The 11015-nt window shown below is 66.8% G+C and carries 13 protein-coding genes; 5 read left to right on the forward strand and 8 right to left on the reverse strand.

Annotated elements, in window-relative coordinates; genetic code table 11:
• Positions 1–42: 42 nt before the first annotated feature.
• On the forward strand, positions 43–381 hold the full coding sequence (locus tag B4E30_RS00090) for a hypothetical protein (RefSeq protein ID WP_286792973.1): 339 nt from the start codon (positions 43–45) through the stop codon (positions 379–381).
• Between the two features lie 159 nt (positions 382–540).
• Here the strand turns inward: B4E30_RS00090 and B4E30_RS00095 are convergent, their stop codons facing one another.
• The 3 genes from B4E30_RS00095 to B4E30_RS00105 all read right to left on the reverse strand — a co-directional run bounded on the left by B4E30_RS00095 (position 541) and on the right by B4E30_RS00105 (position 3416).
• Positions 541–1464 carry a restriction endonuclease gene (locus tag B4E30_RS00095; RefSeq protein ID WP_286792975.1) on the reverse strand — a complete coding sequence of 308 codons (924 nt, stop codon included), beginning with the start codon at positions 1462–1464 and terminating at the stop codon, positions 541–543.
• A gap of 175 nt (positions 1465–1639) precedes the next feature.
• Positions 1640–2629: a hypothetical protein gene (locus B4E30_RS00100; RefSeq protein ID WP_286792977.1), complete on the reverse strand. Its 990-nt coding sequence runs from the start codon at positions 2627–2629 to the stop codon at positions 1640–1642.
• Positions 2630–2819: 190 nt separating this feature from the next.
• On the reverse strand, positions 2820–3416 hold the full coding sequence (locus B4E30_RS00105) for a hypothetical protein (RefSeq protein ID WP_286792978.1): 597 nt from the start codon (positions 3414–3416) through the stop codon (positions 2820–2822).
• Between the two features lie 311 nt (positions 3417–3727).
• Here B4E30_RS00105 and B4E30_RS00110 point away from each other — a divergent pair, with 311 nt between their 5' ends.
• The gene (locus B4E30_RS00110; RefSeq protein WP_286792979.1) at positions 3728–4504 is read left to right on the forward strand and encodes a hypothetical protein; all 777 of its coding nucleotides are present in this window, start codon (positions 3728–3730) and stop codon (positions 4502–4504) included.
• Positions 4505–4754: 250 nt separating this feature from the next.
• On the opposite strand, the gene B4E30_RS00115 is transcribed toward B4E30_RS00110, so the two are convergent.
• Entirely contained in the window at positions 4755–5639 is an 885-nt protein-coding gene (locus B4E30_RS00115; protein WP_286792980.1) for a helix-turn-helix transcriptional regulator, read from the reverse strand.
• A gap of 144 nt (positions 5640–5783) precedes the next feature.
• Between B4E30_RS00115 and B4E30_RS00120 the strand changes: the two genes are divergently transcribed.
• Complete coding sequence (locus B4E30_RS00120; protein WP_286792981.1) at positions 5784–6128, forward strand: carboxymuconolactone decarboxylase family protein; 345 nt, start codon at positions 5784–5786, stop codon at positions 6126–6128.
• A 41-nt stretch (positions 6129–6169) separates the two neighbouring features.
• Here the strand turns inward: B4E30_RS00120 and B4E30_RS00125 are convergent, their stop codons facing one another.
• From B4E30_RS00125 to B4E30_RS00140, 4 genes are all read right to left on the reverse strand, one after another.
• Entirely contained in the window at positions 6170–6538 is a 369-nt protein-coding gene (locus B4E30_RS00125; protein WP_286792982.1) for a DUF2255 family protein, read from the reverse strand.
• A 4-nt stretch (positions 6539–6542) separates the two neighbouring features.
• Positions 6543–7397, reverse strand: a complete 855-nt coding sequence (locus B4E30_RS00130) for an aldo/keto reductase (RefSeq protein WP_286792983.1) — start codon at positions 7395–7397, stop codon at positions 6543–6545.
• Positions 7394–7825: a cupin domain-containing protein gene (locus B4E30_RS00135; RefSeq protein ID WP_286792984.1), complete on the reverse strand. Its 432-nt coding sequence runs from the start codon at positions 7823–7825 to the stop codon at positions 7394–7396. The genes B4E30_RS00130 and B4E30_RS00135 overlap by 4 nt, the downstream gene beginning before the upstream one ends.
• A 115-nt stretch (positions 7826–7940) precedes the next feature.
• Positions 7941–8564 (reverse strand): TetR/AcrR family transcriptional regulator, encoded by a 624-nt coding sequence (locus B4E30_RS00140; protein WP_286792985.1) that lies wholly within the window; start codon positions 8562–8564, stop codon positions 7941–7943.
• Positions 8565–8627: 63 nt separating this feature from the next.
• Here B4E30_RS00140 and B4E30_RS00145 point away from each other — a divergent pair, with 63 nt between their 5' ends.
• Positions 8628–9923 carry a glycosyltransferase gene (locus tag B4E30_RS00145; RefSeq protein WP_286792986.1) on the forward strand — a complete coding sequence of 432 codons (1296 nt, stop codon included), beginning with the start codon at positions 8628–8630 and terminating at the stop codon, positions 9921–9923.
• Positions 9924–9965: 42 nt separating this feature from the next.
• The coding region (locus tag B4E30_RS00150; RefSeq protein ID WP_286792987.1) for an FAD-binding oxidoreductase at positions 9966–11015 on the forward strand (1050 nt) is incomplete at its 3' end.

Consider the following 11015-nt stretch of genomic DNA (forward strand, 5'->3'; position numbering starts at 1 on the left):
GCTTTCCGAAGCGCCGTCTAAACACACGCTAATCTCGCCGTCATGGATGCCGACGGGAATCTGTCTCAGCATGAGTTCACGGGCGCTGCAAGCGGCCTCGCCGCAATTGCGATCACGCGCTTCGAGATGGGGGACGACGTAGAGACGGCGCACGGTCAGGTCTTGAGCGCCTGGGTCAGTCTCGGGTCGCCTCCTGGACTGTTCGCGGCTGCCGCGGCGTCCATTGCCGGAATGCCGCAACCGTTGCTGGAGTCGGCCTCGAAGTCCGAGCGTATGGATGTCATTCGCGAGGCGATCGGCGCAGCGTCGCCTTCGTCGCAACTCGAAGCAATGCTTCGAGCAAGGGAATTGCTGGAGCGACTCGCCGCCGAAGAGTCATAACGCGGTCCGCTTCGGAGCGATGCGCGGTTGAGGCCTGTTGCGCGCGGGCCGGAGCGCGTGCGGTTGTCGGTCGCTCCTCGTTCCCTCTGCGATCAATCGGAACCTCTGCGCTGTCCATATGCCGAACACAGTCGACGGGTGTCAACCGCCCATGCGTAGTCAGATCGCAGGTAACGCCTGGCTGGCGGAGTAGTGCCCGAAGTCGGAGTCCTCCTCCTCGATGAGGTACCGGGCCTCACGCAGCGCCTCCCATCGCAGCACGTCTGGCTCATGTTTGGCGTCAAGTAGCTGCTGAACGCTCTGATCTAGTTGGTAGCCCGCTACCCGAGTTTGTCTTTGCAGCTCCGGAATCGGAACAGCAGGGAAGTCAGGCATGCTCGCGTCTGGATGCTTTGCCCGGTATGCGGCGAGGTCGCCCACGGCGTCTTCCCATCGCCGGATGTGCCAACGATTTTGGGTGGCGTGGCCGATCTTCATAAGCGACAGGGCGGTTTGGTAGATCTGTGGGCGGACAGCCAGCACGAGCTTCTCGGCTTCTCCTAGCGGCAGCTTATCGAGCGTGGCCGGGAGCAGCAGGTCTTTCGCATCAGGCGGATTTACCTGATGCAGCCAATACTGCGTGCGCCCGCGGGCACAGACGCGCTGCCATGTCCGCACCCGGAACCTCCTCAGAAGGACAGCTTCGAGGAGCTCGTCTACGGCAGACTGCTCGGGACTGCCTGGATCTGGCGTGGGTGGTGCGGCTGCGACCTCGGCCACCCCGTTGAGTGCATGGAGGTGGTTCTGCGCATCAAATTGGAACAATGCGATGTTGAGGTGGTCAGCCGCGGCAAGGGCGGCTTTCGTGTAGCCCGAGGACGAGTAGAACAAAGCGTTCGGCACGCGGTGTGCGGCGCCGCGGAAGCGCTGAATGTCCGGCCCGCCGACCGGGGACTGGAGGTATTTAACTTGCGCGACGGCCTCGACGGCGACCACGTCGATCCCCTGATCAGCCCCTGCTGTAGTTCTGCGCACGTCGGTGAACCCCAGCGAGCGCATGTGCGCCGCGGCGAGTTCCTCCGCCATCTCCCATGAGAACACCATCGCTCCGACGCTAGCGGGTGAGGACAGGTTCGCCCTCACGATGTCGCTCACCGCGGTGCGCTCGATTGACTCACGTCACGAGTTGGCAGATCGTGTGGTGCCGCCCGCAAGGCGGTCCTTCAACGGACAGCAGCGGGTGTTCGTGACAGCGTCTCCGCGCAATGGTCCACAGGCGCTACTGCGGCGGCTGGAGCTTTGCTGCCTGCTCGAAGATCGGCTGAATCAAGTTTGTGGGAGAGTCTTCCGGCGAGGACTTACCGTCCGGCGGTGATTCGAGAACGCGCTTGCCGAACAGGGTGTACATCGACTGCCTGGCGTCCTCGTTCTCGATCTCGTTCACAAAACCCAGGAACGCTTTCAACTGGATTCGGATGCCGTGAGCCCACGTCGCAAGGCGACCGTAGTTGCCCGCCTGGCGCCCGAGGTACGCCGCGATTGCGCCGAGACCCGAGAGCACCGCAACCCTGTATACGATCCCGTACCAATCGACCGACTCGCCCTCAACTGGCGTGTGATCGACCGCGAAGTAGGATCCGAGACCGACCACGAGAATGAGGACTCCGATTGTCGCGAATCGGAATGCCCACGCAACGCGATTGTTGTTCGTCGCCGTAGTCTCGAAGCTGGCTTCAAGAGTCGAGGTGGATGACTCGGTGGCGGCTTTCTGTGCGAGAGCGACTGCATCCTTCGCCTCTCGCGCGGCCTCCTCCGCCGCCCGCACTGCCTGGTCCAGCTTCGCGACGCGCTCGCTTACGTAGACCATGACACCCAAAGCCTGCTCGGCCTCGTCGCCCGCTCGGACGAGCTTCTTTCTCAGCACCTCGATGTCCGGGTGTTCGAAGCCGGCCGATTCGAGTTCTTCGAACAGAGACCAGAATGCGTCCAAGTAGCCGCGCATGGCGAGAAGCGCGTTCCGCTTGTTGTTGCCGTGCGTTTGACCGTAGATGCCGTACTGTTCGGCGGCGCTGGCTCCGGCCGACGCTATTGCAGCCATTTGGTCATCCGCGAGCGGGACCTTCACAGCCCAATCGAGGCAAGCGAACCACGCATCGACAAGAGGCGTGATCGCGATGTCATCTATGCCCGCCTCGTCTTTCCGCAGCCTCGATATCTCGCGGAAGAAGTGCCGCGACAGCTCCTCAACACTTTTTCGATCGTCGTCCAAAGTTCTCCCTTCGCCGCGTGTTCTCATTCGGCCCGCCACGCATGGGTGAGAGCTTAGGGTCGCAGCAGCACGGATAAGGACCACGCCGCTCATCTCGCGAGAGTTCTCGAGCCCGCGGCTGACGAGAGTTGATTTCCGGACGTGCGGTCTGCTCGCAACGCGGTCCCTCTGCGGGCGGTGAATCGCCGGCTTACGGGAAGATGCGACTGGATCGGGTCTGGGCTGACCCGATCGGCACTGCGACGCGCACCGCGGCGCCGGCCAGCACGCCTGCCGCTGGGATTGTGTTGATGCTGAGCCCTGGTTGCAGGACCGTGGCGATGACGAGTCCGACGGCAGCAGCAGCACAGCAGATTCGGATGGAACGTCCCCGAAACGAGAGGCCGACGACAGCGACGGCTATGCCGGCGAGAGCCGCGACCGCGGCCGGTCCGACCACCGCTCGCCAGTACTCCTCACCGCTCATCGGCGCGTACTCGTCGTGGACGAGCTCGGCTGAGCCATGCCAGGTGAGGCCTAAGACCCACGCTGTCGACACCCCGGCGAGCAGCACGAGTACCGTTCGTGCGGCATCGTCGCGACGGATGGCTCCCGCGGCTAGCGCACCGAGTAGAACCGCAAACAGCCACATCCCGCCAATGGCCACTGCAACGCCGAGGTATCCGATGCCGTCTCTGCATACCCAAGTGTCCGCGCCCTCCGAGCCGGGCGCGCCCGTGCTGCAGCCGATGTGCAGTTGTTTGCGCACAAGTCCGATCGCCGCTGGGCCGAAAATCAGTGCCGCCAACCCGCTTCCGACGACAACCCAAACAGCGAGACGGCGGGATCTATGCGAATCATCCTGCGGGTTCGCGTCCGTGGACGTGTGACGGGCATCCATACGTGAGTGACGCTACCAACAACCTGCGGGCGGCCGACGTCTTGGAAGCACTTCGAGGAAAGCGCGGGCGGCCCCTCGACAGGAGGCGTCTTCATGCGGTCGGGCGGATGGCGGTGGTGAAGCGTGTCGGGGTACGTGACCATCTCGCGATCGCCCGGCCACTCCGTCCGTGGCGCCCTTACCCCAAGGATCCCCGGAGCTAGGCTCCCCCTGTGCGCATGACTCTGCGGTCCACGAACCCCGATCACGAGGTACCGGACGACCTTGTCCTTTGGCGTTACCTCGACTTTCCCAAGTTCCTCGATCTCCTCGCGTCGCGCGCGATCAAGCTTCCGAGGGCGTCCAAGATGGAGGACCCGTTTGAGGGGGTCATGGGGTCCGGCGCGACGAAAGCCGCGCTTCGGGCCGCGAAGGGCCGAGGGGAGAAGTCCTACCTCCGCAACGCCGTCGCCAATCGGGAGCAGCACCTCTCGTTCTTCTGGAGAGAGCGGACATATGTGTCCTGTTGGAACGCATTCCCCAGCGAAAACGCCGGACTCTGGCGAATCTATGGCGATGACAAGGGCGTAGTGGTCCGGTCCACCTGGCGATCCTTGAGGCAGGCGTTTACAGGCAACGCAGATGTCGTCGAGGACGTCTTCTTTGGGCCAGTCTCCTACCGTGAAGTGGCGGATGACAGCTCATTCCCGCTGACGTTCACCGATCAGTTCTTTGTGAAGCGGGCCGAGTTTGTTCATGAACATGAGTTCCGGCTCGTAGCGCATGACGTGTCACGGGACCATAACTATGGAGAACGAGATACGACCGGACTTCCGCAGTTCGCCACCCTCGAATGCGACCTGGACCAGCTCATCGAGGAGGTACTCATCAGCCCGCGCCTGGGCGGGTGGGTTCGAGACACAGTGGAGGATGTGTCTCGAAAGTACGGCGGTGCCTGGCCCGTGCGCCGGTCTGCCATCTATCAGCCGCCACCGAATCAGATACTCGACTTCTGAGCGGTCACCCGAAGGGCCGGAACGAGCAGAGGTCGAGGGGCGACGCCGCTGCCACCGGCTCGACCGCAAGACGGTGGTCATCCGGGCTTGACGGCCGCGTCGGCCGGCCGCCCGCTCGCGCGATGCAATTGTTCGCAAGACCCGCCGCTGACAATGCCCGATGGCCGTGCGCTAACTGAACGTACTTCCGCGCCGCGGCCCGACAGCAACAGAGACATTGCATGCGGAGTTTCGCTGACCCTGTTCGGCGTCAGGAGCCGCCGCTTGCCGCTTCAGATGCCGTCGATGCGTGCGTGGCCGCCCAGCTCGCCAGGAGGCGGAGCTTCTCCTCGGCCGCACTGCCCTCTTCCGCGGCGTAGATCATCAGCGATAGACCCGGTTCGGTGATGACCTCGGTGCCGACCATGTGCAGCGCGAGGTCGCCCACGACGGGGTGGACCGCCACTTTCATGCCGGCGTCGTGGCGGTGGACCACCGCGTTCGCCCAACGGTCGCGGAAGACCTCGCTGCGCGTGGAGAGCTCGCCGATGACCTCCGTGATCCGCTTGTCGTAGGGGTTCCGGCCGGCCTCGTGCCGAAGGACGGCGACGGTGCCGTCGACGGCCTTGATCCAGTCCGGATAGAAGCTCTGCGCGGCCGGATCGAAGACGTTGAAGATCGCGATGTTCGGTGTCTCCGGCGCCTTCGCGAACATCGGTGCGTAGTACGCGCGGCCCAGATCGTTTGCGGCCAGCACGTCGAGGGCGCCGTTGCGCACGAACGCGGGCGCCGTCGTGATCGACTTCACCGCCGCGAGGATCCCCGGCCGCAACGAGGGAGACGTCGGCTTCGCGCGCCGTGACCGGGGGCTGGCCGACGCGGCACGTGCGAGGTTGGCGAGGTGGTCGCGCTCGGTGTCATCGAGCTGGAGAGCGTCGCCGAGAGAGTCGAGAACCTGATTCGAGACGCCCGCGACATCCCCTCGCTCGAGACGCGCGTAGTACTCGGTGGACACGCCCGCGAGCATCGCGACCTCTTCGCGGCGAAGACCCTTCACGTGGCGACGCCCTCCGAAGTTCGGCAGTCCGACGTCTTCGGGCTTCAGCCGAGCACGACGCGCCGTCAGGAAGTCGCGAACCTCGGTGCGGTAGTCCATCACTTCACGCTACGTCGCCATCAGCGCGCAAACCAGGTACCCGCAGTACACGCAGTACACGCAGAACCAGACTCTCGCCCGCAGCCTTCCCCTCTGATCGGGTGGCAGAGAAGGTACGACCGCACCGATCGAAGGAGCACCATCATGACCGATTCGCCCACCACCGGTTGGACCGGCGGCCAGCAGGCGTTCGGCGATCTCGCCACGGCCCTGGCCCACTACACCGACAAGGTCCTCTTCGATGAGGTGTGGGAGCGCGAGGAGCTCTCCAAGCGCGACCGCAGCCTCATCACCATCGCCGCGCTCACCGCGATGGGTAACACCGACCAGCTCGGCTTCCACATCCCCTTCGGCATCGCCAACGGCCTGACCCAGGAAGAGGTCATCGAGGCGATCACGCACCTCGCGTTCTACACGGGCTGGCCCAAGGGATTCTCCGCCATGGGCGTGGCCAAGAACGTCGCCGCATCAGTCGGCGACGAGGCCTAACAAAGAGGAAGGGTCCGCTGCATCGCAACGGACCCTTCCTCTTACGGCTTCGCAGTGACTTCGAACGCCGCCGCGCGTGCCTGCTCACTCAGCATCGGTGCGAGGTAGGCGCTGCCGGCATACTTCGCGCGGTAGGCGTCGTCGATGCTGTCGGCGAGCTCGACCGGGGCGGGCGTGAAGGTCACATCCATCGTTCGAGAGCCGGAGGTGACGCGTCCCGCACGACGGGCGAGCACCCCGCGGTACCACCGCCCATCCGTCCCCCTGTAGGAGCGGATGAACAAGCGTCCGTCGACCAGCACCGACCAGATCGGCACCGGCCGGCTGTACGTGCCGTCGGCGCGAACGCTCGACACGCTGAGCTCGCCGCGTCGGCCCACGCCCGCGAGGGCGTCGTGCTCGCCCGTCACCGGGTCACTTCCCGCTGTAGACCGGGAAGAACGAGAACTCGCCGTACTCGCGGTGCTCCAGCCCGCGGAGCGTATCCATGTCCTCCTCGGAGATCGCGAAGTCGACCTGGGCGTTGTCGCGCATGTGCGCGGGGTTCGCCGTCTTCGGCAGCGACACCGTGCCGAGGTCGAGGGTGTAGCGGATGCACAGCTGCGGCACGCTGACGCCGTAGCGCTCGGCCATCGCGGTGACCTCGCTGTTCTTCATCATCTCCCCGTGCGCCATGGGGGAGTACGCCTCGACGAGGATGCCCTTGCCGGTGCAGTACTCGATGAGCTCGGCCGGGGTGTTCCCGACGTGCACCAGCAGTTGGTTCACGTGCGGGACCACACTCGCACCGTCCAGCAGGCTCTCGACGTCGGCCTGCTGGAAGTTGGAGACGCCGATCGCGCGCAGCTTGCCGGCCGCGAGGGCTTCTTCGAGCGCGCGCCAGGCGGCGCGGTTGCCCTCGGCGTAGTCGCCGCCGCGGAAGTCATCCCACGGCTGCGGGCTGTGAATGAGCATCAGGTCGATGTAGTCCAGCCCCATCGTGGCGAGGGAGGAATCGATCGCCGCGACCGCGCCCGCGTAGTCCTTGATCTCGGCGGCGAGTTTCGTCGAGACGAAGAGCTCCTCGCGCGACACGTCGGCGGTGCGCACCCCCTCACCGACGCCTCGTTCGTTGCCGTACGCCTGCGCGGTGTCGATGTTGCGGTAGCCGGCGGCGACCGCATCCCGCACGGCCTGCGCTGCCGTGTCGTCGTCGATGAACCAGGTGCCGAGCCCGAGCTTTGGGATCTCGACGCCGTTGGACAGGGTGTAGGTCTCGTCGGTGATCATGCATTCTCCTTCGTCGTAGGGAGGGTGTTGTAGTACTCGTCGGTGACCGGCTCGTGCCAGACGTTCTCGACATCGTCACCGGGCACGGAGATGGCGACGTGGCTGAACCAGGAATCGGCCTTCGCTCCGTGCCAGTGCTTCTGACCGGCCGGAATCTGCACGACCGACCCGGGCTCGAGGCTGACCGGCTCCTCGCCCTCGGCCTGGAACCAGCCACTGCCGGCGACGGCGAGGAGGATCTGCCCGCCCCCGCTGCTCGCCGCGTGCACGTGCCAGTTGTTGCGGCACCCGGGCTCGAACGTCACGTTCGCGACGAACATCCCGAGATCCGCCAGGGGAGCGAGGTAACTCTGCCCGCTGAAGTACTGCGCGAAGGCGTCGTTCGCGGCGCCGAGAGGAAACAGGCTGTCGAAGTCTGAATCGGTCATGATGGGTCTCCTTCCGACCAGTCCCACCAGACAACTCTGGCCGCCGGCGCGGGGGAAGGACCTGTCACGACGCGTACTGGCAGTACGTGGAAAGACCCGAGAGGGTGCGCCTCACTCAGGACGCTAGAACGAGACGCTCGATGGCATCCTCCAGCCACGCGAGGTAGGCCGACCGCGACCATCCGGCATCGATGACCAGCTGGGTGTAGCTCTCCGGTGAGATGAGGAACGACAGCACATCGGCGCGCTGCTGGTGCGGGCGGGAACCCCGCATCAGCCCCTTCGCATCGAGCATGGCCAGAGCGCCTCGCATGTCGGCTCGACGATTGGCCTGCAGCTGATCGAGCCGTCGGGCGACGTCGGCGTCGCCGGCGGCAGCATCCAGCAGGCGCGGCCACAGACGAGCGACCCGCTCGTTCGCGCCGCCGACGAAGGCCACGAGAAAGCTCAGTGTCTCGGCGGGGCCGAGCGACGCTGCCTGCTCGCCCAGCTGGCGGGCGTGCAACGGTCCCTCGCCTTCCTCCCCGGCGAAGGCGTAGTCGAATCCGGCCAGCAGCAGCGCCGCCTTCGGCCCGTTCTGCTTCACCGTTTCGAGCGAGACGCCCGCCTCCTTCGCGATCCGCGCGAGGGAGGCACCGGAGTAGCCCGCGTCGCCGAAGACATCGATGGCGGCTTCGAGAATGCGCTGGCGGGTCTGGGCTGCTTGCGCTTCGCGCAGGGGAGAGCTGTACGGGGGCATTGACTTTCCTCTGAGGGTACTGAATACTTCATAAGTACTTTCAACACCCTAACAGGAGTCCACATGTCCTCTCTCCTTCTCTGCAGCACGCCGGTGCGCGGCCACGTGACGCCCCTGCTCGCCGTCGCTCGAGCTCTCGTCGGAGCGGGGCACGACGTGCGGTTCCTCACCGGCCGGACCTATCGAGAGGCCGTCGAGCAGACGGGCGCTCGCTGGTGCGCCCTGCCGGCCGAGGCCGACTACGACGACAGCGACATGGATGCGGCCTTTCCCGCACGTGTCGGGCGAACCGGTGTGGCGGGCGTCCGATGGGACCTCCAGCACATCTTCCTCGACCCCGCCCCTGCGCAGCTGCGCGCGGTGGACGAGCTGCTCGCGACCCATCCCGCCGACGCCGTGCTCACCGAGAGCATGTTCCTCGGCGCCATGCTGCTCCTGAGTCGACCCGCCGCAGAGCGTCCGCCGGTGATCAACCTCGGCATCATCCCCCTGGGCCTCCGCAGCCGCGACACCGCACCGTTCGCCCTGGGCATCCCGCCTCGCCCCGGTTCCGTGGGTCGAGCGCGCAACGCGCTTCTCACCTGGAGCACCGACCGGTTCGTCTTCGGCGACCTGCAGCGCGCCGCGGCGCGGCAGGTTCGAGACATCGTCGGGGCAGAGCTGCGCACGCCCGTGATGAACTATCCATCGCTCGCCGATGCGGTGGTGCAGTTCAGCGTGCCGGAGTTCGAGTACCCGCGCACCGACGTGCGCACCCCCGTGCACTTCGTCGGGCCGGTCTCGCTGGCCGACGCCTCGTCGATCCCGGTGCCGGACTGGTGGGGAGACCTCGACGCCGACCGTCCGGTCGTCCACGTCACCCAGGGCACGGTGGCCAATGCCGACCTGAACGATCTCGTGCTCCCGACCATCGACGCGCTCGCCGATCGCGACGTGCTCGTCGTTGCCACCACGGGCGGGCGCGAGCTGCCCCGCCGTCCGCTGCCCGCAAACGCGCGGATCGCCGCCTATCTTCCGTACGACCGCCTGTTCCCGCGCACGAGCGTGCTCGTCACGAACGGCGGCTACGGCGGGGTGCACTACGCCCTCGCGCACGGGGTGCCGGTCGTCGCGACGGGCAACACCGAAGACAAGGCCGAAGTTGCCGCCCGCGTCGCCTGGAGCGGCGTCGGTCTGCGCCTGAAGCCCACGCGCAGTGGCATTGCGCCCACCCGGATCGCCCACGCCGTCGACGAGATCCTCGGCAACGGCTCGTACCGCGAGCGCGCCGCGCACATCGGCGCCGCCATCACCCGAGCTCCCGGGCCGCTCGGGATCGAGGCCGTGCTCGACAGCCTCGCGGGCGCCCGCACCTCCTGATCGTCATCACCCCTTCCACCCGCATCCCTTCTCGAGGACGACATGACCACTTCCGACACCACCCCTGACGCTTCCGACACCTCCGCCGCGATCCTGCCCGGAGAGCACCTGCACGCCCTGCGGTCCGCCCTTCACGGCCCGGTCATCCTGCCGGGTGACCCCGAGTGGGACGACGCCCGACGCGCCTGGCAGCTCCTCGTCGACCAGTACCCGGTCGCGGTGGTGGTTCCCGCCGATGTCGATGACGTCGTCGCGACCGTGCTGGCCGCGCGCAAACACGGACTGCGCGTCGCGCCGCAGTCGACCGGCCACGCCGCGGGAACCATCGATTCGCTCGCCGACACGATCCTGCTGCGCACCTCCGCTCTCGACTCGGTCGAGATCCGCCCCGCGACCGCATCGGCCCGGGTTGGCGCCGGCGTGAGCTTGGGCACGGTGGCCGACGCCGCCGCGCAGCACGGTCTCGCGGTCGTCGCGGGCATGGCGCCGAGCGTCGGCGCCGTCGGATTCGCGCTCGGGGGAGGGCTCGGATGGCTCGCCCGTTCGCACGGTCTCGCGGCGAACAGCATTCTCGCCCTCGAAGCGGTCGACGCCCACGGCCGGGTGCTCCGCATCGACGAGACGCACCACGCGGACCTCTTCTGGGCGGCGCGTGGGGGAGTCGCGCCGGTGATCGTCACCGCGATCGAGATTCGGCTCTTCCCGGTCACCGAGGTGAGCGCCGGCGCGCTGATGTGGCCGCTCGAGCGCGCCGCCGACGTCGCGCACGCGTGGCGGGAATGGATCGACGGCATCCCCGAGTCGGTGACGTCACTCGCGCGCGTGCTGCGCTACCCGGCGATCCCCGAGATTCCGGAGTTCCTGCGGGGTCGCTCCGTCGTCGCCGTCGAAGCGGCGGTGCAGGCCGACGCCGCCACGGCGGACGCGCTCCTGGCGCCGCTTCGCGCCCTCGCGCCGGAGATCGACACGATCCACCCGATGTCGCCGGCAGAGCTGGGCGCCGTGCACGGTGACCCGCCCCAGCCCGCGCCGGCGCGGGGCGAAGCGATCCTCCTGTCGGAGATCTCTGCCGCCAGCGTGGACGCCTTCATG

This window comes from Microbacterium sp. UBA3394, assembly GCF_002358725.1.
Classification (GTDB): domain Bacteria; phylum Actinomycetota; class Actinomycetes; order Actinomycetales; family Microbacteriaceae; genus Microbacterium; species Microbacterium luteum.